20 protein-coding genes are annotated in these 24,336 nt (G+C 39.5%); 16 read left to right on the forward strand and 4 right to left on the reverse strand.

The features are described 5' to 3' along the window. Window positions 1-31: 31 nt before the first annotated feature. The 9 genes from NXS00_RS00360 to NXS00_RS00400 all read left to right on the forward strand — a co-directional run bounded on the left by NXS00_RS00360 (window position 32) and on the right by NXS00_RS00400 (window position 10,846). Complete coding sequence (locus NXS00_RS00360; protein ID WP_258097114.1) at window positions 32-3,034, forward strand: tetratricopeptide repeat protein; 3,003 nt, start codon at window positions 32-34, stop codon at window positions 3,032-3,034. Next, window positions 3,034-4,674 (forward strand): hypothetical protein, encoded by a 1,641-nt coding sequence (locus NXS00_RS00365; RefSeq protein ID WP_258097115.1) that lies wholly within the window; start codon window positions 3,034-3,036, stop codon window positions 4,672-4,674. The genes NXS00_RS00360 and NXS00_RS00365 overlap by 1 nt, the downstream gene beginning before the upstream one ends. Before the next feature lie 230 nt (window positions 4,675-4,904). Continuing rightward, a complete protein-coding gene (locus tag NXS00_RS00370; RefSeq protein WP_258097116.1) occupies window positions 4,905-6,002 on the forward strand; it encodes an SPOR domain-containing protein in 1,098 nt (365 codons plus the stop codon). Between the two features lie 87 nt (window positions 6,003-6,089). Further along, the gene (locus NXS00_RS00375) at window positions 6,090-6,749 is read left to right on the forward strand and encodes a MotA/TolQ/ExbB proton channel family protein (RefSeq protein WP_258097117.1); all 660 of its coding nucleotides are present in this window, start codon (window positions 6,090-6,092) and stop codon (window positions 6,747-6,749) included. After that, window positions 6,746-7,135: an ExbD/TolR family protein gene (locus NXS00_RS00380; protein WP_258097118.1), complete on the forward strand. Its 390-nt coding sequence runs from the start codon at window positions 6,746-6,748 to the stop codon at window positions 7,133-7,135. The genes NXS00_RS00375 and NXS00_RS00380 overlap by 4 nt, the downstream gene beginning before the upstream one ends. Window position 7,136: 1 nt before the next feature. Beyond that, entirely contained in the window at window positions 7,137-8,027 is an 891-nt protein-coding gene (locus NXS00_RS00385; RefSeq protein WP_258097119.1) for an energy transducer TonB, read from the forward strand. Beyond that, on the forward strand, window positions 8,027-9,313 hold the full coding sequence (locus tag NXS00_RS00390; RefSeq protein WP_258097120.1) for a bifunctional folylpolyglutamate synthase/dihydrofolate synthase: 1,287 nt from the start codon (window positions 8,027-8,029) through the stop codon (window positions 9,311-9,313). Before NXS00_RS00385 ends, NXS00_RS00390 begins: the two co-directional genes overlap by 1 nt. Beyond that, window positions 9,310-9,969 (forward strand): tRNA (guanosine(46)-N7)-methyltransferase TrmB, encoded by a 660-nt coding sequence (gene trmB / locus NXS00_RS00395; protein ID WP_308708158.1) that lies wholly within the window; start codon window positions 9,310-9,312, stop codon window positions 9,967-9,969. The genes NXS00_RS00390 and trmB overlap by 4 nt, the downstream gene beginning before the upstream one ends. A 52-nt stretch (window positions 9,970-10,021) precedes the next feature. Then, complete coding sequence (locus tag NXS00_RS00400; RefSeq protein WP_258097121.1) at window positions 10,022-10,846, forward strand: FKBP-type peptidyl-prolyl cis-trans isomerase; 825 nt, start codon at window positions 10,022-10,024, stop codon at window positions 10,844-10,846. Between the two features lies 1 nt (window position 10,847). Here the strand turns inward: NXS00_RS00400 and NXS00_RS00405 are convergent, their stop codons facing one another. Beyond that, window positions 10,848-11,303 carry an Lrp/AsnC family transcriptional regulator gene (locus NXS00_RS00405; RefSeq protein WP_258097122.1) on the reverse strand — a complete coding sequence of 152 codons (456 nt, stop codon included), beginning with the start codon at window positions 11,301-11,303 and terminating at the stop codon, window positions 10,848-10,850. 148 nt (window positions 11,304-11,451) lie between these two features. On the opposite strand from NXS00_RS00405, the gene NXS00_RS00410 reads away from it, so the two are divergent. Continuing rightward, complete coding sequence (locus tag NXS00_RS00410; protein WP_258097123.1) at window positions 11,452-12,678, forward strand: cystathionine gamma-synthase family protein; 1,227 nt, start codon at window positions 11,452-11,454, stop codon at window positions 12,676-12,678. Window positions 12,679-12,763: 85 nt separating this feature from the next. Here the strand turns inward: NXS00_RS00410 and NXS00_RS00415 are convergent, their stop codons facing one another. After that, window positions 12,764-13,384 (reverse strand): phosphoribosylanthranilate isomerase, encoded by a 621-nt coding sequence (locus tag NXS00_RS00415; RefSeq protein ID WP_258097124.1) that lies wholly within the window; start codon window positions 13,382-13,384, stop codon window positions 12,764-12,766. Window positions 13,385-13,462: 78 nt separating this feature from the next. Here NXS00_RS00415 and NXS00_RS00420 point away from each other — a divergent pair, with 78 nt between their 5' ends. The 6 genes from NXS00_RS00420 (at window position 13,463) to NXS00_RS00445 (ending at window position 21,807) form a co-directional block, all read left to right on the forward strand. Continuing rightward, window positions 13,463-13,780 carry a thioredoxin family protein gene (locus NXS00_RS00420; protein ID WP_258097125.1) on the forward strand — a complete coding sequence of 106 codons (318 nt, stop codon included), beginning with the start codon at window positions 13,463-13,465 and terminating at the stop codon, window positions 13,778-13,780. A gap of 127 nt (window positions 13,781-13,907) precedes the next feature. Continuing rightward, window positions 13,908-14,582: a TIGR04282 family arsenosugar biosynthesis glycosyltransferase gene (locus tag NXS00_RS00425; RefSeq protein WP_258097126.1), complete on the forward strand. Its 675-nt coding sequence runs from the start codon at window positions 13,908-13,910 to the stop codon at window positions 14,580-14,582. 48 nt (window positions 14,583-14,630) lie between these two features. Beyond that, window positions 14,631-17,822, forward strand: a complete 3,192-nt coding sequence (locus NXS00_RS00430) for a SusC/RagA family TonB-linked outer membrane protein (RefSeq protein ID WP_258097127.1) — start codon at window positions 14,631-14,633, stop codon at window positions 17,820-17,822. Window positions 17,823-17,834: 12 nt separating this feature from the next. Next, complete coding sequence (locus NXS00_RS00435) at window positions 17,835-19,283, forward strand: SusD/RagB family nutrient-binding outer membrane lipoprotein (protein WP_258097128.1); 1,449 nt, start codon at window positions 17,835-17,837, stop codon at window positions 19,281-19,283. Window positions 19,284-19,637: 354 nt separating this feature from the next. Further along, window positions 19,638-20,984, forward strand: a complete 1,347-nt coding sequence (locus tag NXS00_RS00440; protein WP_258097129.1) for a sodium:solute symporter family transporter — start codon at window positions 19,638-19,640, stop codon at window positions 20,982-20,984. After that, window positions 20,968-21,807 carry a metallophosphoesterase family protein gene (locus tag NXS00_RS00445; RefSeq protein WP_258097130.1) on the forward strand — a complete coding sequence of 280 codons (840 nt, stop codon included), beginning with the start codon at window positions 20,968-20,970 and terminating at the stop codon, window positions 21,805-21,807. Before NXS00_RS00440 ends, NXS00_RS00445 begins: the two co-directional genes overlap by 17 nt. Here NXS00_RS00445 and NXS00_RS00450 read toward each other — a convergent pair. Then, window positions 21,788-22,426, reverse strand: a complete 639-nt coding sequence (locus NXS00_RS00450; protein ID WP_258097131.1) for a hypothetical protein — start codon at window positions 22,424-22,426, stop codon at window positions 21,788-21,790. The two genes, NXS00_RS00445 and NXS00_RS00450, sit on opposite strands and share 20 nt — an antisense overlap. 215 nt (window positions 22,427-22,641) lie before the next feature. Next, a complete protein-coding gene (locus tag NXS00_RS00455; RefSeq protein ID WP_258097132.1) occupies window positions 22,642-24,159 on the reverse strand; it encodes a hypothetical protein in 1,518 nt (505 codons plus the stop codon). Between the last annotated feature and the right edge of the window lie 177 nt (window positions 24,160-24,336).

The following is a 24,336-nucleotide window of genomic DNA, read 5'->3' on the forward strand; positions in this document are numbered from 1 at the left end:
GCGTTCTATCCACAAATCAAAAACTTACTACATGCGAAGAATATTGTTATTCTTTTTTGGTTTATCTGTATTCTCTCTAAATGCTCAGCAGTCCATTGCTGATGAAGGATCTGAAAGCTTGTATCAGCAAGCCATGGAGTCCTACAGACAAGAAAGCTATCAATCGGCGGCCACTTTATTCCAACAGTATCTTAATCGTACGGAATCACCAAGTGTTGAGGCACGCTATTATGCTGCTCTTTCTAAATTGAAAAGTAGCGATCAGTCTGGTCTCACAGATATTAAACGATTCATAGCAGATGAACCTCAGCATCCGTTGGCAGGAGGAGCTAATTTCTTGATTGGTAATCACTTTTTTGCCAAAGGAGATTATGAACAAGCTATTGCTTATTATGAGTTAGTCTCAAGAAGTCAACTCAATATCAAAGATCAGGAGGAAATGCTCTTTAAGTCTGGATATGCCTATCTGGAAACGGAAGATGTCGAGCGTGCAAAAACCAATTTTGGGCAAGCGATTGATTTTAGAGGAGCATATATGGAAGATGCTTCTTATTACCTCGGAGTTATTTACTATCGTCAAAAGAATTATAATGAAGCTTTAGCTGTGTTAGAGCCTATTGATAAAGAAGGTTCGGAATATAGTGGTCAGGTTTCCATGCTTATTGCAAGTTGTTATTTTGAGACGCGTTCGTATACGAGGTTGTATGCATATGCAGAGCCGAAGCTGAAGAAAGTAACTGGAGAGGGTAAAAAGGAGCTAAACCGCTTGTTAGGTGAAGCTTACTATGAGCAAAAGAAATTTGAAAACGCTGCGCCATACTTGCAGCGATATATAGACCTGAACAGAAGAACTACTGCATCTACCTACTACAAACTAGGAATGTGTTACTTCAAGTTAGATCAGAATAAGAATGCCATTGAGTATTTCAAGTTGTCTGGTTTGGATAAGGGAGAATTAGGCCAGTTAAGTAGTTTCTACCTTGGTCAGCTTTACATGAAAGAAAACAATCTGAACTATGCTTATTCAGCTTTCAAGAAAGTGACAGAAGGTACTACCAATCCTGAAATGGTTGAAGAGTCTTATGTAACGCTTGCCAAGATTAATTATCAAAGAAACCAGTTTGCGGATGCTGTATCAGATTTCAATACGTTTTTAAGCAAATATCCAAATAGTAGATATAAGCTGGAGTCCAATGAATTATTGGCTCAATCTTACTTAAAGAGCTCTAATTACGACCAGGCCCTGGCTCATTTGGAATCCATTCCAAACAAGTCAACTCCATTGAAAAGAGCCTATCAAAAAGTAGCCTTTCAGAAAGGTCAATTGTTGTTCAATGATAGTAAGTTTCAAAGGGCAACAGAGTATTTCGATAAAGCTGCGATTTACGCAATGGATAAAGAGATTACTGCTCAGGCTTATTATCTGAAAGGAGAGTGTCTTTCTGTTCTTAATCAATATGATCAGGCGCAAGCTGCATATAAGAAATGCATGGATCAGCGAATTGATGATTGGACAAATAAATCTCGATATGGTCTGGGCTATATCAGTTACAATGAAAAGGACTACAAGAGTGCTGAGAAGTATTTTCAGGACTTTATTATGAATAGCTTCAAGCGTGATGAATTGACAGTAGATGCCCGTCTGCGTTTGGCGGATTGTTTCTATGTGCAGAAAGATTATGACAGAGCCATCAAACAGTATGGTGAAGTAACCCAACCAGAATACGCTTCTTATATCAGCTATCAATTGGGACTTGCGTACCAATTGAAAGGAGAGACTACTAAAGCCATACAATCTTTCGATAAGACCATCGCGGACAATCGTTCAGCTTTTGCGGATAATGCATATTTCCAAAAAGGTAAAATCTATGTGGCTTCAGGAGATTTTAAAAGCGCTGTGCCAGTTTACAAAAGCATGTTGAGTGCTTTTCCGGAAAGTAATCTCATTCCTTATGCAAAGACAGATTTAGCACTTTGCTATTTGAATTTAAATGACCTGTCCAATGCCAAACAATACTATACCGATGTTTTGGATAATCATATGAACCATGAAGTGGCGAATGATGCCTTATTAGGATTACAAGAAGTGATTAAGAAAGGAGAGAAGGTCAAAGATTTCGAGCAATACATGGATAAGTTCCAGGCAGCCAATCCGGATGACGGTAGTTTAGAGGTAGTTGCTTTTGAAAATGCTAAGGCAAGCTACTACAATCAGGAATATTCTGAAGCCATTAGGAAACTTACTCAGTTTAATAACAAGTATCCAAATAGTGGATTTGCGATTGATGCGCTTTACTTCCAGGCTGACTCTTATTTGCGAATGGAAGATTGGAAGAATGCTGTTGCACAATTTAAAAAAGTGATTGATCAGGGCAGTTCTTCTTATTTGATGCGCTCATTGGACAAGCGAGGCAAAGCGTATCTGGAAATGAAAGATTACTCAGGCGCTATCAACAACTATCAATTGCTTAAGGTCAAAGCTTCAAATAGAAAGGAATTGTATCAATCTCAAGAAGGTTTGATGACTGCCTATTTCCAGCGAAATGATCTGGACAGTGCGTTGTATTATGCCGATGAGATCTTAGCTGGTGATTGGAAGCCTGGAAATATAGAAACCGATACCTGGTTGATCAAAGGTAGAATCTACTATCGTCAGAAGAGCTACAGTTTGGCAATGGATGAATTCATTAAAGTAGCCAACGAAGCTCAAAATGAAAACGGCGCAGAAGCTAAATATATGATAGGTAAGGTCTATCATGATCAGTTGCAGTTCAAACGCTCATTAGAGGTCTTGTTTGATATGAACAAGAACTATGGATCCTATCCATACTGGATTGGGAAATCTTTCTTGTTAATAGCTGATGATTATTTAGAGATGGGAGAGCTGCTTCAGGCGGAAGCAACCACTAAATCGATTATTGAAAACGCGACGATTCCGGAGATAGTGAAGGAGGCTCGTGAAAAGATGGAAAAAATTAAAAGGAAAACGGAGGAAGTAATCGTTTCAGAGGCTAAGGGGGACTCGATCAAATAATGATGAAATACGCACTATATTTAATTTGTCTGATTGGATCATACGTGGTTTTTGCTCAAGAAGAACCGCCTTCTGGTGAAATAGAAGACGCACAGATCATTATTGAGAAAGATAAACCACTCACATTGCCAAAAGCCAATAGAGTGTACCTGAAGTCATCTCTACGTCCATTGACGGAAGATACGGTTTCTTTAAAATATCAATTGTCAGAACCTCAAATTAGCCTGGAAACATTGCCATTTACTCCATCGATTAGAGGTTATGAAACAAAGTATGCTGAGATCAGCCAAAACAATTACGTGAAGCTAGGTTTTGGTAATTATCTGTCGCCATTGTTGCAAGCATATGTTGGTACAGAACTCACCGATGGTAATTCAGTAGGCGCTTATGTGTTTCATGAGTCGTTTGCTACTGGTCCGGTTAGAGATGAGAAAAGCGCTTATGGTGATACCAAAGTGGATGTAATGGGTAAGTTGACGAATGAGTCGCTGACATTCTATCCGTTGATTGAGTTTGAACGAGAAGCATTCTTCTATTATGGTTATGCCGATGATGTTGAGCCTGAGATTACTGATAAAGTAGGATTGAATCAATTTGCGTTAGCAGCTCCAGTGTCATTTGTGCAATCTGATGAAGTGAGCGTAGTATTTACACCGACATTTCAAACAGTTACAATGGGTTATGATGGGAAAGCTTTCAATCAGGACAATGGAGTAACCCTTGATTTGAATGGTCAGTATCAATTGAGTGATGAGCTAGCTGCATACGGAGGCATTTCATTTGAAACCTGGAAGTATACTAGCGGTTATTCATCAACTAGAAATATTTTTGGATTAAATCCTGGTGTGATCTTCAGCAAAGATGCACTAACTATTAAAGCCGGAGCATTGGTTGCTATCGGTAAAGATGATAGCACCTCTGGAGTTAATATATATCCAGATGTAGCCATTGATTTCTCCGTTTCAGATCAGCTTGGAATTTTTATTGATGCTACTGGTGGTTTGTATACAACCAATCTGAATGATTTAAGAATGCAGAATCGTTACTTAGATGATTCGCTGACTCTTTTAAATGAAAACAACAAGATCCGAATCAAAGGAGGAATTAATTATGCCTTACGACCTGATCTCACATTAGAGCCGTTTGTGGAGTATACCTATTCTACATATCAACCATTGTTTTATCATTCTGTTGCAGACTCGGCACGCTTTGCTGTTGGGTATGATGTAGAAGGCTTGGGTACTACTAATTTCGGAGCAACTGTTCGTTTAATTAATAAAAAGTCAAGTTTGATAGGGCAGATGATTATCTCAGCTTATCAACCAACAACTGTAGAAGAAGCATGGTATTTGCCTACAACACAACTCAAAGTCAATTACACTCAGGAAATAACACCTAAATTCCAGTTATCAGCAGGAGCTAAGGTGTTGCAGGGGATCAAAGCGCCATCACCAGTGGATGGAGAAGCTATTGATTTGTCTACTGTATTTGACATGTCTTTAGGTGGAAAGTATCGAATTGATCATAGTTGGTCTGCATTTGTACAGATCAATAATCTTCTGGGAACGAACTATGAGCGGTATTTGAATTACCCGGTAAGAGGTTTTACTGGAAAGATCGGTGTGATTTGGAGGTTTTAAGAAAAGATCATCTAAGTGAATGAATAGGTAGATCGCCTAGAAAATTGCACTGTAACGAATCAAAAAGTTTTCTCAGGTTAAAATTAAGTTATATTTTAGCTGAATTAAGTGATAAATAGTAAACACCGACCTGACTCGCCTTTATCAATCACCTGTTTTTCATGCGTTATTGAGGTTTTTTGGGGGTTATTAAGGTTTTTACTAACTTGTTTTTGACTAAATCAAATCTAATGGCTGACGACAAAAATCTAAACGAAGATCCAGAAGAGAATCATTTTGATGATGATGAGGATTTTGGTTTACCTGATCTAGAATACGATGAGCTTGATGACGATGGTGATGAACCAATGGATGATGAGCCATTTGATGACGAACTAGAAGAGGAAGTTGTTGAAGAAGAAGTTCCGGTAATAGAAGATACTCCTGAGCCTGTAGGTGAGGAGATGCTAGAAGAGGAAATCACAGAAGATGACCTTGGTAGTTTTGATGATTCTGAACCTGAGGATTGGGAGAAGGAATTGGAAAAAGAACTAGAAGAAGAACTTCTGGCTGAAGGAGATACTGGTGGGTTCTATGAAGAAGAGTCTTTCGAAGACTTTGATTCTGATGAAATCGGTATGGAGAGTGATGACAATGAAGTCGCTGCTTCCGTATTCGGATCAGATGATGATTCTGATGACATTGATGCCGGAATAGAATATACAGAACCTGCAGCTAGCGCAGGTGGTACAGTTCCTCCAGCAGGAGGTTCTTATCAAACAGAGCCGAGTGGTGGACGTGGTAAGTTTGTGCGCTATGTAGTATTTGGAGTTCTTGGAATCGCTTTAGTTGCTTTTGTATTGTTGTTAATCGACAGGAACTCTGAAGAGACACCTAAGAAAGTTGCTGCTAAGAAGGAGGTTCCTGCTAAGAAGGCTCCGGAGAAAAAAGTAGAGCCAAAGCAAGAAGAGGAAACTAAACCTGCCGAAACGAAGCCTGCTGAAACTACTCCAGTAGCCAAGAAGGAAGAGCCAAAGAAAACTGTTAAGAAAGAAGAGCCAAAACCTCAGCCGGCAGTGCAAAAGCCAGCTGGTGAGATTACTTCATTAACAGAGAAAACTGGTAAAACTTATATCATTGTGAGTAGTTTCTTTGATGATGACTTAGCTCAGGATTTTGCAAGTAAATTGTCTAAGGACGGCAGAAGCCCAATTGTGATTCCTCCTTTTGGAGAGTCGAGATTCTACAGAGTGGCAATTGCTGAATACAATTCATTTGCTGATGCTAAAGCTGGTTTAGAAGGTTTTAAAGCAGAATTTGGACAAGATATTTGGCCTCTAAGATATTAATCAAACCTAGTTAACAATCTATCGTTTAATCTCGCGTTTAGTGTGCGAGATTAAACGATTTTTTTGTTTATACACTTTTAGAAATAAATGATATTACTACAAATAGAACCTGAGCAAGGTGCAGAGACAATTTCAGTATTGGAGTTGTTATTGAATGGTGGCTATATGATGATCCCAATCATCCTTTTGTGGGTTGGAGCCATTTATATTTTCGTAGAGCGATTGTTGGTGATTAACAATTCGTATAAAACCCCGGAAGGATTTAAAGATCAAATCCGAAATATGGTCTTAGATGGCAATGTGGATGGAGCAAGAATGTTGTGTGCTCAGACAGATACTCCAGTTGCCAGAATGATCGAAAAGGGAATCTCTCGAATTGGTAGTCCGTTAAAGAATATTGAAGCCAGTATCGAGAATACAGGTAAGATTGAAGTGTATCGTTTGGAAAAGAACATGAGCATGTTGGCTACTATTAGTGGTGCTGCTCCAATGATCGGTTTCCTAGGAACAGTGACAGGTATGATTCAGGCCTTCATTGCTATCGCTCAGGAAGAAGGAGCTGTTAGCCCTAAGTTGCTGTCTAGTGGTATTTATGAAGCGATGATCACCACTGCTGCAGGGTTGTTTGTAGGTATTTTGGCTTATCTGGGTTACAACTACCTGGTTTCAAGAGTGCAGAAACTAGTTCATAAAATGGAATATAGTTCTATTGATTTCGTTGATCTATTACAAGAGCCGCAGAAATGAATTTAAATTCGAAACATAAGATAGAGGCATCATTTAGCATGTCATCCATGACGGATGTGATATTTCTGTTGTTGATCTTCTTTATGTTGACTTCATCATTCATTACGCCATCTGGCTTGCCTGTAAACCTTCCATCCAGTAAGAGTTCAGAGATCGTGATGCAAAAAGTAAGTGTTACTATCACTGATGACTTGCAGTATTTCGTAGATGATAAGAAAGTATCATTGAATCAACTGGAAGGAGTCCTTAGAAGTGCATTAGCTGGAAAGCAAGGTGTAGTGGTGTTGCACTGCGACAAGACTGTTCCTGTGGAGAAAGTGGTGAGCGTTGCGGGTATAGCAACAGCTTTAGAGGCTAGAGTATCTATTGCGACCAAGCCGAACTAATATGGCTGAGGAGAAAGAAAAGAAATATCGTCGGATAAGTTGGATTGCCTCTATTAGTGTGCAGCTAGTCTTGCTACTGCTGTTCTACTTTTTGATTGCATGGAGGGAGCCGGATCCGCCCATTCCATCTTACGGGATTGAATTAGCATTCGGGCTTGAAAATGTCGGTTCTGGTCCAAAACCCGTAACAACTCCTGATCCAGCAGAAGAAATAACACAGGAAGAAGAAGCCTCTGAAGAGTCCGCTGAAGAAACAGCAGAGGAAAACAGTGTTGAGGAACCTGTAGAAACTGAATCCATTGAGGAACCTGTGGATGAGGTGGATCCGGTGCAGGAAACTCCAGTGACAGATCAGCCAAGTCCTCAGGTGGTTGAAGAGGTGAAAAAACCTGTTGAACAACCGAAAAAGGAAGTGGTGAAAGAGGAAGTCAAGAAAACAACTCCAAAGCCAGAAGTAGAGGAACCTAAGAAGTCAGAAGTCCAAAAAGAGGCGTTAATGCCAAAAGCTGATCAAGGTGAAACCAACAATAGCAGCGGAGAGACTGCCAAAGATGGTCGTGAAGGCAAAAAGGAAGGAACTATTGATGGTAGAGCATTAATGGGTGATCAAGGATCTGCAAATGGTGCAAGCCTTCAGATGTCTGGTTGGGTTTGGGATCAACAACCTGACCCTAAGGATAATTCATCAGAGGAAGGCAAAATAGAGTATAAAATCAAAGTGGATCAGGAAGGATACATCATTGGAATTGAATTGATTTCATCCACGGTTTCTCCAAGTGTAGAACGACTCTACCGTCAATCGATTGAACGTTTGACATTCTCGAAAACAAACATATACATGCCTGCAAGGTCCTCATCAGGCACCATAACTTTTATTATTAAGGCCAAGTAATGAATTACGAGCAGGTATTGACTTACCTCTACGATCGGTTGCCGATGTTTCAACGTGTCGGCAAAGTTGCTTTTAAAAAGGATTTGACCAACACAATAGCACTTCTGGAAGCTCTTGGGAATCCTCAAAATGAATTCAAAAGTGTGCATATAGCTGGTACCAACGGAAAAGGTTCTTCTGCACATGCACTAGCTTCTATTCTGCAAAGTGCAGGTTATAAAACGGGCCTATATACTTCTCCTCATTTGAAGTCTTTTACAGAAAGAGTTCGGTTGAATGGTGAGGAGATCCCAGAAGAATATGTTGCTCAGTTCGCAACTGATAATCAACAACATATTGAACGAATTAATCCTTCGTTTTTTGAAGTAACGGTTGCCCTGGCTTTCAAGTATTTTGCTGATCAACAGGTAGATATTGCCATCATAGAGACGGGTCTGGGTGGTCGATTGGATAGTACCAATGTGATTACACCACTTGTTTCGTTGATTACCATGATTGGTTTTGATCATGCAGATATGTTGGGTGATACGTTGGAAAAAATAGCAGGAGAAAAAGCTGGTATTATCAAGTCAGGTATTCCCGTGGTGATAGGAGCCAATCAGCTTGAAATCGCACATGTTTTTGAAGCTAAAGCTCAAGAAGGCGAAAGCCCTATTCATTTCGCTGAGACTTACTGTGAATCAATTTCTGAAAGCTTGACAGGTCAGTATTTTGATCTAAAAGTGGCGAATGAAATATTGCTTGACAATGTGTTTACGGATATTACAGCAAATTATTTCCTTAAAAATATTCCTGGAATCTACCAGAGTGTTCAAGTATTAAACCAATCAGGCTTTACAATAGGTGAAGAAGCAATTCGAGCAGGCCTTTCAGCTATCAAGAGCAAAACAGGCTTGAAAGGAAGGTGGCAAATCTTAAAAAGTGAACCATTGACCATAGCGGATGTAAGTCATAACGAACCTGGTTTGTCCATTTTAATTGACCAAATTAACCATCACGGTGAAGGAAAGCTTCATTTGATCATAGGAATGGTGAAGGATAAAGAAGTGAATAAGGTACTTAAAATGCTGCCTGAGCAAGCTCAATTCTATTTTATCCAATCATCTGTTCCACGATCCATGGCAGCCACGGAACTTCAATCCAGAGCACTTGAGGCAGGAATATCAGGTGAAGCATTTGAAAATGTGAACGATGCCTTAACTGTAGCTACAAAGAATGCTCAAACTACTGATCTCATTTTAGTTTGTGGTAGTACTTTTGTGGTCGCAGAAATTGAAGGATTGTGAGAAAGAAACTATTTCGATTCGCAGAGAATGCGAAGAGAGAAAACATCATTGAGCCAGGTAAACCACTTTTTGAAAAAATAAAAGATAACTGGCACCAACTATATTTTAAGAATGAGCGTCCTATAACCGTTGAGTTGGGATGTGGAGATGGAGAGTATAGTGTAGGGCTGGCAGAAGTAGATCGAGATAGAAGTTACATCGGTGTGGATATCAAGGGAGATCGATTGTATCAAGGTAGCACGTATGCATTGGAAAACGATCTAGACAATGTGGCTTTTCTTCGAACTAAAATTCATGAATTGGATAAATTTTTCGGGGAAGGAGAAGTAGATGAGTTCTGGTTAACATTTCCAGATCCAAGACCGAGAGATAGGGATGTTAGGCGTCGGTTGACCAATCCAAGATTTTTAAACGTCTATCAGAAACTTTGTAAGCCAAATGGTTGGTTTAAGTTTAAAACTGATAGTACCTCGCTGTTTGATTACACTTTGGAAGTTTTGGAGAACGAGTTTCATGTTGATGATCTCGTTTACACCAAAGATTTATATAATGAGGAAGAGTTGCTAAAAGATCACCATGGCATTAAAACAAAATATGAGGGGATCTGGACTGCAAAAGGAGAAAAAATTAAATATTTGAAATTTAGGTTTAAATAGAATGAAGGTTCAAATGATGAATAGGTTGTTTTTAAGTTTCGGCATTTTAACTATGTTGTCGCTTACATCTTGTTTAAATGATGATGATGTTGTCAATCCGATAGACCAGTTTAATAAAGAAACTGAAGCAATTGATCAATATCTTGATCAAAATGGCCTGACCGCACAGATCGATACGGGAGGATATGATCTAAGATATATCATCCATGATCAGGGTACTGGTGCAAAACCTGCTGCCGATGATATTACGATAGTTGAAATTACTGGTACTATTTTAGGAGGATCTCAATTTTTGGATGAGGATAGTGTAGCCATAGGGTTTAGTAGCTGGATTCCTGCATATCAGATATTGTTGCCATATATTAAAGAAGGTGGGTCTATGACGATGTTTGTACCTTCTTATTACGGTTATGGACAAAACACAGCGTTTGATGGAAAAGTAGCAGCAAATAGTACATTGATTTTGAATGTCAAGCTGAAGGAAACCTTGTCTATGTTCGATTATGAGCAACTATTAATTGATCAATATATTGAAGAAAATGAATTAACCGCGGAAGTGGATAGCGTATATGGTTTGCGTTACATCATTACAGAAGCAGGTGATGGAGAGACTTATCCAACATCTTCTGATGTTGTGAATGTGGATTATTCTGGAAGACTATTGTCAACAGATAAACAGTTTGATTCGAACGTGGCGGTAGATTTTAATTTACAAAACTTGATTCAAGGCTGGAGAATCTTGATGCCATATGTAAGTGAGGGTGGTGAAATTACTATGTTTATACCATCTAAGTACGGATACGGTACTACAGGAAGTGGAACAATTCCTGGAAATGCAACTTTGATTTTTGAAGTTCGCTTGAACTCAGTTAAGTAAGCTACTGAATAGGTAGTTCTGAAGATTTTTTTACTTCAGTCATCACAAAAGAGCTGGTGACATTAGCAATATTTTCCATGGAGGCCAACTGGTTGATTACTACAGACTGGTAGGCCTTCATGTCTTTTATCACAATCTTAAGCATGTAATCGTATTGTCCCGCGATATGATAGCATTCTACTACAGAATCGATTTTGGTAATCTCCTGTTCAAATTTCTTGATGTAATTTTTTGAATGCTCTTTAAGGGAAACATTCGTAAAAGACACCAATGATAGGTTCAGTTGCTCCTGATCGAGCATAGCCACATATCGCTGTATTGTGCCATCTTTTTCTAAACGCTTAATTCGTTCATAGACGGGTGTAATTGTTAAACCGATCTTGTCGGCTATTTCTTTGTGCGTGTACTGTGCATTCCTTTGCAACAGTTTGAGGATTTTTATATCAGTTGAATCCATAGTTTTATTTTCTGATTGAATGGATTTTAATTGAGCTGATTGGAAATATTTTCTGTAAATATAGATTTTGTAGATTTAATTTCTAATACATAATCATAATTCGGAAATAGTTTAGGGTATCTCTAATTTTGAAACAAACCCAGAGAATATGAGACCCGAAAGTTTAATGATGTCCTATGGCTATAAACCTGAATTATCAGAAGGAGCCATAAAATGTCCAATTTTTCAAACCAGCACTTTTGTTTTCAAGAATGCTGAGGAAGGTAAGGCCTTCTTTGAAGTGGCTTATGGTCTCAGAGAAAAGGAAGAAAATGAGGAATTAGGTCTCATCTACAGTCGACTGAATAACCCAGATTTAGAGATTCTTGAAAACCGTTTGTCGCTTTGGGACAAAGCAGGAGATTGTGCCGTTTTCGAAAGTGGAATGTCGGCGATCACTTCCACATTGTTTGAGTTTTTGAAACCAGGTGATCTTTTATTGCATAGTGCTCCAGTTTATGGTGGTACGGATCACTTTATCCGCAAGATTTTAACTCAGTATGGAATCAAAACGGCTGAATTTAGGCCTCATCATACGAAAGAAGAAATAGCAGAGATCATCAAAAAAGCTGAGGGAACTCTGAAAATGATCTATCTGGAGACTCCTGCAAACCCAACCAATGCACTCATTGATATTGAGATGTGCAAGCAATTGGCTGATGAACATTCAACGAATGATCAAGTGTTGGTTGCCGTGGATAACACCTACATGGGGCCTTTATGGTCGCATCCGTTGGATCATGGTGCGGACCTGGTGTTGTATTCAGCTACCAAATACATTGGTGGTCATAGTGATGTTGTTGCAGGAGCATGTCTTGGAAGTAAAGAATTGATTGCTAGAGTAAAGGGTTTCAGAACGTTTGTTGGCAATATGGCAGGCCCGTGGACTTCCTGGTTGCTAATGAGGAGTTTGGAGACCCTGAAAGTTCGCATGGACCAGCAAGCAGGTAATGCTGAAATCATTGCTCACCGATTAGTAGACCATCCTAAAGTAGAAAGAGTTCATTATCTGGGTCTACTTAAAGAGGATAGTGCGGATTACCAAATTTATAAACGTCAGTACAGTTCACCTGGAGCCATGTTGTCATTTGACGTATGTGGTGGCGAGAAGGAAGCCTTTAAGGTGCTGAACAATATGAAATTGATCAAGCTGGCCGTATCTCTGGGAAGTACGGAAAGTTTGGCTCAGCATCCTTATACCATGACTCATGCTGATGTCGATTGTGAAATCAAAAACGAATTAGGCCTAACAGAGAAAATGGTTCGTTTGTCAGTAGGAGTAGAGAATGTAGAAGATATCTGGAATGATATCAAAGGAGCACTCGATACAATTTAATTACCCCAATAAACCAGATTAATTAAACAACAATTACCCTAATCAAATCGAAAAGGCACGACCAAATGGTTGTGCCTTTATTTCTTTAGTCTTCTTCTAGTTCTTCCAGTATGTCCATTACAATCCCGTAATCTTTAAAACCAGGACGATCTTCAGGACTTCCTTCTACTTCGATACCACTAAATACATTGCTGTCAGCCGCTTCACAGGCACTTACTTCATTGATATCAAATCCTCTCAAAATCGATAGATCAGTATCGATAGTTGCGAGTTTGGCAACAATTGCATCCGAAAGTTCTGGATGTAGTGACGTAATGATGACATGTTCTACCAAACCGCTTGCCAGTTCCAATTGACTATTGAGCTTCTCCAGATCGTCAGTAGAGTTAAGGGTGATTTTCAGAATCAGTTTAGTGTCTAAATCTGAAAGTTCTTCCAGTAAATCAACATTCTGAACTTCTATATAGTCAATCTTATATTGAATAGTGGCTAGTTTAACCTCTGCTGGCTGAGCATTGGTAAATTCTCCACAAAAAGAAACACCAGCTACCCATTCGGAGATTTCTGAAAAGTTCTCTGGTGACACATATCCTTCAGTGCCTTCTTCGAGGTTAAAACCTAATATATCAACCATCATTCCTGCACAATAACGCGCGTCTGATAGATTGTCAATTTTTCCGATCTTCACAAAAGTCTTTAAGCTCATCCTTGTTTATTTTTGCCGCAACAAAGTAACCCAAAACTGAGTTTTTAATTTGTCTAATTCTTAAAAAATCAGAAATCAATGGCAGTAGAAATAGTAACTGATGCTGAGTTTGGAAACAAACTGAGTGAAAATGATAAAGTGGTCGTGAAGTATTATGCAGATTGGTGTGGTAACTGTAGACTGTTCTCTCCAAAATATAAGCGACTCTCTAATGATGACCGATTTACAGGGGTGTCTTTTCTAGATGTGAATGCAGAACAAAACCCGGAAGCGCGTAAGGCAGGGGGAGTAACTAACCTTCCATATTTCGCTATTTTCAAGGGTGGGGCATTTGTAGAAGGTTTTGCTGGAAGCAAAGAAGATGCTGTAGTAGATCTAATCTCCAAATTGAATTAAGCACATTTTTTGAGTGTCGGCTAGCATACAGTGCTAGCATAGCGCAATAGGATGTAGTAAAAATTAGCTTAGCTTACATCCAAAACAATCTCGAGTTACGTAGGTTGTTCATGTTATTGCCCCTAAAATGATAGTCGACACTCAACATACCGCCATTTTGCTCTTTACTCGGACTTCCGAGAAAGAAGCATCGTTGAAGCGACTTCAACAACTACAGGTTAATAACCTATCACTCCATAGATCCCTCCAAGATTTAGTCTTAAACACGGCAAGAAGTTCAGGACTTCCTGTTGTTTGCATTACTGAAGACCAACAGAGAGGCTATTCTTTCGGAGAACGTATCGCTAATGCTTTCAGAGAACTTTTCTATCAAGGTTATTACAACGTTATAGGTATTGGCGCTGATTGCCCTGACTTAAATTCCGAAGACATTGAGCATGCTCATGAGGCGTTGCAGCATGGTAATGCAGTAATCGGACCGGATAAGCGCGGTGGAGCATACCTGATTGCTATGAACAGAGGTATGTTCAAATCAGAGGTGTTTGAACGTCTCCTTTGGCAAACCAATAACCTGTGTTCAGATCTTGAATTGTATTTTGGATCCATTGAAGCTAAATGTGAGTTACTGATCTCCAAATCTGATCTTAATTTTTCTGAAGATATTCAAATTTATGCCTCCTCATCAAGAATAAAGGCTTTGTTGAATGCGCTGAATACCAAGAATACTCAAGTTCCAAAGTCGAAAATTATTCCACAGCCTTTTGTTGGAATACATTCACATAGAGGACCTCCCAATAGTTAGTACCTGACCGTCAACCACCCAGACAACAACTAACTTAATCAACTAAACATGAAGAAAATCTATCTACTGCTATTGCTGCAGTTAGGTGGGCTTATTGTGTTCGCACAATCGTCTATCAGCGGAAAAATCACGGATCAGACTGGAGAATCTATTCCAGGAGCATCCATTTTGATCAAAGGTTCCTCTAACGGGACTATTTCGGATTACAATGGTGAATTCAAATTGGATGCATCAACAGATGAGGTATTAATAATATCCTTTTTAGGATATGAAACACTGGAAGTTACTGTCAGTTCAAATGACCCATTAACCATTGCGCTTACCGAAAAAGCAAGTCAGTTGGATGAGGTGGTCGTGACTGCTTTAGGTCTTGAGAGACAAACACGAGATTTGGGATATCCCGTTCAGCGACTCAATCCAGATGATTTAATTGAAGCTAAAACCCCAAATTTCATTGATAACCTCTCTGGTAAACTAGCTGGGGTGACCATAAGTCAAGGAGCAACGGGTGTCGGATCTACCTCTAAAATTGTCATTCGCGGAGAAGCTTCCTTTACTAATAATAACCCATTGTTCGTAGTGGATGGCACTCCAATCAACAATAACACCAATTTGAACTTTACCAATGCAGCGGCAGCAGGGTTTCAAGAAGTTGATTTTGGAAATGGTGGAATGGAACTCAATGCAGATGATATCGCCTCTTTATCGGTATTAAAAGGACCAGGAGCAGCAGCATTGTATGGAACAAGGGCATCTAATGGAGTGATTATCATCACCACCAAGGATGGCTCCAAAGCCAAAGGTTTAGGTATCAGTTTTAATTCCTCTGTGTATCTAGAGCAAGCCTTTCAGTTACCTCAATTTCAAAACGAATACGGACAGGGGAATTCAGGTCAATTTGAATTTGTAGATGGAAACGGCGGTGGAACGAATGATTTGCTTTCCTACAGTTGGGGACCAAAGTTTAATGAAGCAGGATTGATTCCACAGTTTAATAGTCCGGTTACATTACCTGATGGATCGGTGGTACGAGGCGCTGATTTAGCCTTGTATGATGGACAAAGCATTACTCCAACGGAATTTAAGGCATATCCAGACAATTTGAAGAACTTCTATGAAACTGGTGTAACGACCATTAACAACTTGTCAATAGGTTCAGGTTTCCGAAATGGTTCATATCGATTCTCGATTACCGATTTGCAGAGTAAGTCGATTATTCCCGGAGTAAATCTGGATCGAAAAAACGTTACTGCACGATTGAATTTTAGACCTACAGAGGCACTTCAGGTTTCAACAAGTATCAACTATGTCAATTCTAATAGCGACAACCGTCCATCGAATGGTTATGGGTCAGAAAATGTCAATTATTCTTTAGTTGCCTGGGGGCCACGTTCATTGGATATTGCTGCTCTGAAAGAATATTGGCAACCAAGATTGGAGAATCGTGAACAATTCTCATTCAACTATGCTTATTTCGATAATCCATATTTTATTCTAAAGGAAAACCGCAATTCGTTTGATCGGGATCGCGTGTTTGGAAATGTTCGAGCAGAATACAATTTCACAGACAATTTGAGTTTAGCAGTTAGAACTGGAATGGATTATTCCAATGAAGATCGACAGTTTAGACGGCATTTCAGTACAAACCGATTCAAGCAAGGAGCCTATGCCGAGCAAGGAGTTGAGTATCGAGAAACCAACTCAGATATTCTCCTAAATTATAATGAATCTTTTGGGAATTTCTCTTTAGACGTGAGTTTGGGAGGGAATCGAATGGATCAATCGTTCTCGAGTATTCAGTCACAAGTGTTGACACTTGCGGTACCTGCAGTATTTAACCTTTCCAATGGAGCTTCGCCTATTGAGATCTTCCAAAACACCTATCAAAAGAGAATCAATAGTGCCTATGGGCTGGCCAAGTTTGGATTTAGAGATTATGTGTTTGTAGAAGTGACCGGAAGAAACGATTGGTCAAGTTCATTGCCTAATCCAAGTTTCTTCTATCCATCAGTTGCAGCGACTTATGTTCTATCTAATGCATTTACGTTGCCGAGACAAGTCTCTTTTGCCAAACTAAGAGCTAGTTGGGCACAGGTTGGTAATGATACTAGTCCTTACCAGACAGCAAGTACTTTCACACCATCCACACCTGTCAATTCATTGCCAACTTTTACAGATGCGAGCACCATTGCAAATGCCAATTTGCTTCCTGAACAAACAACTGCTATCGAGTTGGGAGCTGATGTCCGTTTCTTTGATGATCGATTGAGTTTGGATGTGACTTATTACAATGCGTTAACCGAGAATCAGATTATTTCATTACCGATCTCCATAACATCCGGATATGAAGAAGAAGTGATCAATGGAGGAGAAGTACGATCACAGGGAGTAGAAGCGATCGTATCAGCAGTTCCGGTTTATAGAAACAATTTTACGTGGCGTACTCAAGCGAACTTTAGCAGAAATGTAACAACGGTGGAATCACTTCCAGACAATGCGGGTCGCATAACTCTGGCTTACTCAAGTGTTTATGACAACCCAAATCAAGCGGTTTATTATCAGGTAGAAGAAGGGGGCCGAATTGGAGATATGTACGGTACAGGTTATCTGAAAAATGGGAATAATGATTTCATCATCAATAGCAATGGACAGTACATCGTCAACAATGACTTGATGTTGTTGGGTAATTACAATCCGGATTTCATCATTGGATGGAATAATGAATTGAATTACAAGAATTGGAATTCGAACTTCTTGTTTGACTGGCGTCATGGAGGAATATTGGTCTCCAGAACACAAGCTTTAGCTGGAGTTGCAGGCCAGCTAGAGGAAACGGGTTATCGTCCTGAAAGCGGCATTGTTGCCGATGGAGTAGTGAATGTAGGAACGGAAGAAAACCCTGTTTGGGAAAAGAATACGACCGCCATTAATCCAGAGACATATTACCGTCAATACTATGATCGTAACCATGAAGAGAACAATACCTATGACGCTAGTTACATCAAATTGAGACAGCTAGCCATTGGTTATACCTTCAATAACCTAAAAGGAAGTTTCTTATCAGATGATGTGAAGTTATCAGTTTCATTGATTGGTCGTAACCTGTTTGCGATCAGCGAGATACCGCATTTTGATCCAGAACAACTTGCAGTGCAGGGAAATCAATTTGTAAGTGGAGTCGAAGACATGTCTTATGCTACCACACGCAGTTATGGAATCAAAATCAGCTTAAACTTTTAAATCAACAACATCATGAAACAAATAAGAAACATTAGTTTATTAAGTCTGGTGGTGTTGTTCGCTGCCTGTACTGAAGACTTTCAAGAAATCAATACCAACCCCAATGCACCAACGGAGGTGCCTGCTTCTACGCTATTACGTAAAGTGATCTTTGATTATGGTGAGCAGATGTCTTACGAAGGCTTTACAGCTGGTAGCTTCTTAGGGCAATACTTTACCGGTACGGACTTCAACTTATTTGATCGTGGAGATTTATATTCTCCTCAGTTGGGGGGCAATCCTTGGCCAATCTTTTACTCCAATTTGCGTGACAATGAGATCTTACTCAATCTGTCTCGTGAAAATGAAGTGTATGCCGTGTATGAAGGACCTGCTTTGATTCTGAAAGCATATATGACCGCCGCTTTGACGGATTTTTATGGAGATGTACCGTATAGTGAAGCATTCAAAGGAAAAACGGACGGAATTACTTCACCTGTTTATGATACTCAAGAGGAAATCTATACAGGTTCTAATGGTATTCTGGATAATCTGGAACAAGCAATAACCATCATTGAAAACTATCAAGGTGTACAACCATTGGATGGAGATGATTTGTTAGGTGGAGATCTGAATAATTGGAAGAGGTTTGCTAATTCGCTGCGCATCAAATATTTGATTCGGATTTCTGGAAAAGTGGATGTGAGGACTGAGCTTCAAAGCATTGTAGCTGCTGATGAGTATATTCAGTCCAATGACCAAAATGCAGCATTTGATTTCACTGCAAGCAGGCCAAATAACTTTAGAATGGCTAACCTACGGGATGGTGATTTTAATTCATTTGTGATGTCTGAAACCATTGAAGAAGTGCTAAAGGATTATAATGATCCTAGAATCAGCGTGTTTTTCCGGCCAACTGACAGTGCGTTTGTGGACTCCAGATATCGAGGATTGCTTAATGGTCAGGATGTGTCCACTAATCCTGTGACGTTGAAAAATTACAGTCTGCCCGGAGTAATGTTCAGAGAGCAAACAGACTTGCTTGATGCCAATTTTATGACCGCCTGGGAGACCAACTTCTTATTAGCGGAAGCTGTTGAAAGGAGCTTGATCACTATCGGAGATGCTAAGAGTTATTATGATCTAGGAGTGGAGCAAGCGTTTGCCTATTGGAATACTGAACTGCCAGCAGATTATCTAACTACTGGAAATGCAGCCTATGGCGTGTCTGATCGGATGGAGCAGATCATCACGCAGAAATGGCTGGGAAACCTGATCAATGGCTATGAGGGTTGGATTGAGTACCGAAGAACAGGTTATCCGCAGTTCAAGTCTGTGTCCGCTAGCTTAAATAATGGGATGATTCCTGTTAGAATGCCATACCCAACAAGTGAAGAAGCACTTAATAAGACGAATTATACTGACGCTTCAGGCAAAACAGAGGGTAATAGCATAAACTATTCGGTTTGGTGGGATGAGTGATTTCACCATTTTGCCCTTTTATTCCCTAAAGGGATGGTGAAATTGAAAGAATTGTCATTTCGGCGATAGGAGAAATCCAAATTGATGAATCGTGAAATAAAAAAGAAAGATATCTCCGCTTTGCTGCGATATGACAAAATGGGTAAGATGAAGGTGGGAGTACTTTTTATTGTCATTTCGACGATAGGAGAAATCCATTTTAAACAGATGGAATGATTTATAATAGAATTGTCACGCTGAGATACTCCTATGTGGGGAATGAATTATTTGATGAAAAGATAATGAAAATAGAAGGTCAGTTTTGCACCCTTTAGGGAAGGGGCAATCAAAACTGATCAAAGAATAAAGCTTTAAGTGAATACATCAACAATACAGTGGCTGCTACTAGGAGTGTTCATGATCCTGATGATTGTGTTATCACCAGTGGCAAGCAATTGGAAAACTTTCTTTCAGGCGAGATCTAAGACTGGTCAGGTTCCGGGCAAGTGGTTGCTGGTTAGCAGCCTGGTGATCTCGTGGATCTTTGCCAAATCGATCACCAATGCAGCCAATCTTGGGTTGGCATATGGTATTGTTGGCGGTGTAGCTTATGCCACTTATTATCTGTCGTTTTTGTTTGCTGGAGTGATTATCTATCAACTGCGAACGAAAGGAGGTTATTCGAGTATTCATGATTTCCTGACTTCTAAATACGGACGATCTGCGGTGATCGTCTTTTCTATTTTAATTGGTTTCCGACTATTCAATGAAGTATGGTCTAATACCATGGTCATTGGCTCATATTTTGGTGATGCAGGCTCTGTCTCGTATTACCTGGCAATCATTGCGTTCACCGGACTAACGCTGTTTTACAGCCTCAGAGGTGGTTTGCAGAGCTCCATGTTCACCGATGCAGTGCAGATGATCTTCTTTGGCGTATTGTTGCTGTTGATTCTTGGAATGATCCTGCCCCAAACAGAAGGAGTAAGCAATGTGCTGACTTCAGGTACCTGGACATTGGAAGGTGGAGTTGACTTGTTGTTGGTGGCATTGATTCAGGTGTTCAGTTATCCGTTCCACGATCCGGTGATGACCGATAGAGGTTTTCTTACAGATCCCAAGACCACATTAAGAGCTTTTGCCATTGCCGTACCAATTGGATTTGCCGCAATTGTCCTGTTTAGTTTGGTAGGAGTGTACGCTGCTCAGCAAGGCATGTCTGGACAAGCAGCGGTGGAAGTGAGTCGATCGCTTGGGACAGTAGCGATGTTACTAGTGAATTTCATCATGATTACTTCTGCAGCTTCCACCTTGGACTCAGCCTTTGCCTCGTTCTCTAAACTCATCGTGATGGATCTGGGCATCTTAAAAACGGAAGTTTCCACTGGACGTTTGGTGATGGCTATCATGGCAGTGGTGGGAACCATTCCGGTCTTCCTGAATCCAACGATCTTGTCTGCCACGACTGTCTCAGGAACGATGGTGATTGGTCTTGCACCAATCTTTTTGTTTTGGAAATACCGTGCTCAAGGCCCGGTATTCGTTTTAACTATTGTTACGGGTGTACTGTTTGGAATCGCTTATGCCACAGGGATTTATCCAGAACCTCTGATCTTCTGGAATACCACCTATGGAGCATTGTTGTCTGTGAATCTAGTCGGAACTGTTGCTTGTTTTGTTGTGTTTTTTGTGTCATCATTGATCTATGGAAGGAAGCGTTAAGGATATCGGTCAGCTCACAGGAAAGGTGCTCATCTTTGGTGGAGCCTATAGCAATTTGCAAGCCTTGCGGGAGCTCAAGTCTATTGCAGAGGAGTTTGGTATTCCTTCCAGAAATGTGGTCAATACAGGTGATGCTGTAGGCTATTGTGCACAACCTCAAGAATGTCTAGACTTGATCAAAGAGTGGGGGATTCACTCCATTGCGGGGAATGTAGAAATGCAAATCAGAAACGGAGAAGAGGACTGTGGCTGCAACTTCAACGAAGAATCTCGCTGTGATGTCTTTTCCAGACAGTGGTATCCATACGCTTTCTCAAATGTGAGCGAAGAGAGTAAGAATTGGCTACATGAATGGCCGGACTTTATCCGCTTCCACTATGCAGGGAAGTCTGTGTTTGTACTACATGGCAGCTACTTCAATACTTCCGAGTTTATCTTCCGATCTACTCCATGGGAAGTGAAGGAAATGAACTTTTATACCACTAGAGCAGATGTAATCTTATCTGGCCATTGTGGGCTTCCTTTTCACGATGTGCAGGCTGAAAAGTACTGGCTCAATGCTGGAGTAATTGGCATGCCTGCCAATGATGGTACCACCAGAGTATGGTATATGATCCTTGGCGATGCCAAAGGATTTCAGTTTAGCCATGAGTCCTTTGAATATGATCACTATACAGCTGCTCAACTCATGAAGGAGAATAATCTTCCAGCATCTTATGCCAAAACCTTAACCACAGGTCTTTGGGACAACTGTGAGATCTTACCTGAAGTGGAGACTGGTGAGATGGGGAAGAGGATAGATTCTATTCTTCAGTTCGGATGATAATATCAATTCTTTTGGGGGAGTTATTGAGAATTCCAGTGAATTCAATAACTCTAGGGTCTTTTTTAATCAAGAAATCAAGTCTTCTTGGATTGTTCTCTTGATTCATTGTTTCCAGTTTTGATAGGGTATAGATGATCTCTTCGAAAAGCTCAGTAGTTACAATACACAAAGCAAATTCTCCTTCATCATAATCATATAACAAGAAAACTTTTTTGTCAGATTTAGAACGGACAAGACAATCATTAATCAGTTGAAGATATTGGCAATCAGGTTTGTCATAATGTCGGAAAAACTGTTTCGTAGTTGAAAATTTGTATTGTGATTTTCCTAAGGATAGTTCTCCTTTCTTAAATTTTAAATTAGTAAGTTCATTAAGATCATCATCAAGTTTTGCAAGACTTTTGGAGATGTTAATTATTTGTGATCCATCATAATCTTCGTGTATTAATTCTTCGTTTCCAAGGTTAAGAAGAATTGCACCTTCCATTTTAAATGCTTCCTGGGCTGTGTGGGTCTTTAGTAATTCTCTTAAATGGTCTGGATCATAAGTTCCTCCCAATGATGTGGTAGAATTGAAATTTAAAAAGGTTGCTAGAATGATTATATAATTATTCACAAATCATTATCATTTAGTAATTAAAACTACCCTCTTTCACCTTCCTTTACAAATACCTCATTAAATCTCTCGAGAAATCAATCCATCCATTCTTAAGGGGCGCACGGCTAGTGGCGCATGGCCAGTGAGGGACTAGAACAAAATGAACTTTACTACCAATTAAACTCAGGGAGAGATGGGGAAGAGGATAGACCCTTTATGAATTTCATTTTTTACTAATACATATATTCATTTTCTTCTGTTTTAAGTTCATATGGAAGTGTCAATAGGTTAACTTTTGTAGTTGATAAAACTGAATCCTGATAGCCTTCGTTAGTCCAATTTCTTTCTACTCTATCCAATGCTAAGGTAGAATCGTTAATGAAATAGTGATTAATAGCTTCCATATAATCAGTATTTCCTTCAAAGTTGGATTGAAATATCACTTTTAAGTGATTGGGTTTAGTTAATTCGGCTATCCAAAATGCACCCCAAGTATCTCCTGCGTCTCCACCTGCTTTATCCCCAATTAGTAGTATTCTTCCTGTTGAAGTTGTAATCATTGTGTCCAGATTGACTCCACCAATACCTATGCTTATTGTCTTATCTAAAATAGTTACCAGCTCAAGACTATCCCCTTGGTCTTCCCATATACTAAATAAATGTTGAATGTTTTCAAATCCATAAAGATGACTCATTATCCCTATTACCTTGTTATCAAAAGTATGAAAGGAATTGTTTCTTATCATGAACGGGTTAGAACCTATGGGTTCTTTAAAGCGTTCGAATTCCTTCATTCCCTCGATTTTTTCAAAATACTTATTCAAAATATTTCCGTCCTTGTCAAATCGCACAATAGCTATTAGATTTTCATTTAATTCCTTCGGTATTACCTGTGGTTTTGACACTAGACTGTTGCTTCTAAAAATCATATTGTATGATTGAAATAAATTGATCACTGAATCCAGCTGATAAAAGGATGCTAGATCTGTTAAAGTAGTGTCATGCTTAAAGTCATAGTTAGTATCAACGTGCTGAGATGTTAGCTCTAATGCCTTATTCATGTTGTCCAATAGATCCTGGTATTTTTTATGATGATTTACAGCATTAGCTGTATCTCCTTGCCCTATAAAATACTGGTAGCTTCTCTTGGATTCATATATTGGCATAATAAGAGGTTTTATATATTTGGAATACGGCTCCATTGCATTTGGTGTCATAAGGTTGTCGAACCGATAACGGTTGCCTCTTATTTGATAGATGAAAGAGGCAAACCTGCTGGAGTCTTTTTCTATTCGTAAGCTTATACTATGCAAATAAGGAGGGGTGCCAGAGGCATTACTATTGTTTGTGGACTCATCAATGAAATATATAGCACGTGCTCTTGTTTCAAACCGTACATTGATTGAAGTGTATGATCTGGGTTTTGATTGGGCGTAACCGGTATACTTTTCTACTAGTTCACCATTTGGATCGTATTGTTCGAAAGAATACATCAGTTTATGTGCATCAACCCCTTTAACATTAAGAATGATCGTGTTGCGCTTGGCACTGCGACTAATGAAGTTTGTCCATTTTTGATTAGAAATGTTGGTTTCTGATACATAGATGAGGCTATCGGTATTTTGTCTGTTTGGATTGTGTTCTATAGTGTCAGTAACTGTTGTAGTAGTGTTTTTATTCTTTATGGAGTCGCAGGAAATGAAAAGAATAATTAGGATTAAGATTGCAATAGAAGTGTGATAGTTAATCATTAAAATATAGACTGGTACTTTGAAATATTATCTAATTATAAATCTTTTTAATGGAATAGATTGAGAAATGATAAATATGATTGCCTTCAACGTCATATATTTTTCAAACACCTCATTCCAAATTTAGAAAAATCAATTTCTCCCTCCATTTTAAAGGGAGGGACAGGATTGAATCAA

The sequence above is a fragment of the Marinoscillum pacificum genome, assembly GCF_024714495.1.
Classification (GTDB): Bacteria; Bacteroidota; Bacteroidia; order Cytophagales; family Cyclobacteriaceae; genus Marinoscillum; species Marinoscillum pacificum.

Excerpts from the sequence above, each read along its gene's own strand:
- NXS00_RS00380 (WP_258097118.1), top strand. The coding sequence starts at position 6,746 with ATGAATTTAAATTCGAAACATAAGATAGAGGCATCATTTAGCATGTCA.
- NXS00_RS00385 (WP_258097119.1), top strand. The coding sequence starts at position 7,137 with ATGGCTGAGGAGAAAGAAAAGAAATATCGTCGGATAAGTTGGATTGCC.
- NXS00_RS00375 (WP_258097117.1), top strand. The coding sequence starts at position 6,090 with ATGATATTACTACAAATAGAACCTGAGCAAGGTGCAGAGACAATTTCA.
- NXS00_RS00430 (WP_258097127.1), top strand. The coding sequence starts at position 14,631 with ATGAAGAAAATCTATCTACTGCTATTGCTGCAGTTAGGTGGGCTTATT.
- NXS00_RS00405 (WP_258097122.1), bottom strand. The coding sequence starts at position 11,303 with ATGGATTCAACTGATATAAAAATCCTCAAACTGTTGCAAAGGAATGCA.
- NXS00_RS00415 (WP_258097124.1), bottom strand. The coding sequence starts at position 13,384 with ATGAGCTTAAAGACTTTTGTGAAGATCGGAAAAATTGACAATCTATCA.
- NXS00_RS00420 (WP_258097125.1), top strand. The coding sequence starts at position 13,463 with ATGGCAGTAGAAATAGTAACTGATGCTGAGTTTGGAAACAAACTGAGT.
- NXS00_RS00360 (WP_258097114.1), top strand. The coding sequence starts at position 32 with ATGCGAAGAATATTGTTATTCTTTTTTGGTTTATCTGTATTCTCTCTA.
- NXS00_RS00445 (WP_258097130.1), top strand. The coding sequence starts at position 20,968 with ATGGAAGGAAGCGTTAAGGATATCGGTCAGCTCACAGGAAAGGTGCTC.
- NXS00_RS00400 (WP_258097121.1), top strand. The coding sequence starts at position 10,022 with ATGTTGTCGCTTACATCTTGTTTAAATGATGATGATGTTGTCAATCCG.
- NXS00_RS00370 (WP_258097116.1), top strand. The coding sequence starts at position 4,905 with ATGGCTGACGACAAAAATCTAAACGAAGATCCAGAAGAGAATCATTTT.
- NXS00_RS00365 (WP_258097115.1), top strand. The coding sequence starts at position 3,034 with ATGATGAAATACGCACTATATTTAATTTGTCTGATTGGATCATACGTG.
- NXS00_RS00425 (WP_258097126.1), top strand. The coding sequence starts at position 13,908 with ATGATAGTCGACACTCAACATACCGCCATTTTGCTCTTTACTCGGACT.
- NXS00_RS00390 (WP_258097120.1), top strand. The coding sequence starts at position 8,027 with ATGAATTACGAGCAGGTATTGACTTACCTCTACGATCGGTTGCCGATG.
- NXS00_RS00410 (WP_258097123.1), top strand. The coding sequence starts at position 11,452 with ATGAGACCCGAAAGTTTAATGATGTCCTATGGCTATAAACCTGAATTA.
- NXS00_RS00455 (WP_258097132.1), bottom strand. The coding sequence starts at position 24,159 with ATGATTAACTATCACACTTCTATTGCAATCTTAATCCTAATTATTCTT.
- NXS00_RS00435 (WP_258097128.1), top strand. The coding sequence starts at position 17,835 with ATGAAACAAATAAGAAACATTAGTTTATTAAGTCTGGTGGTGTTGTTC.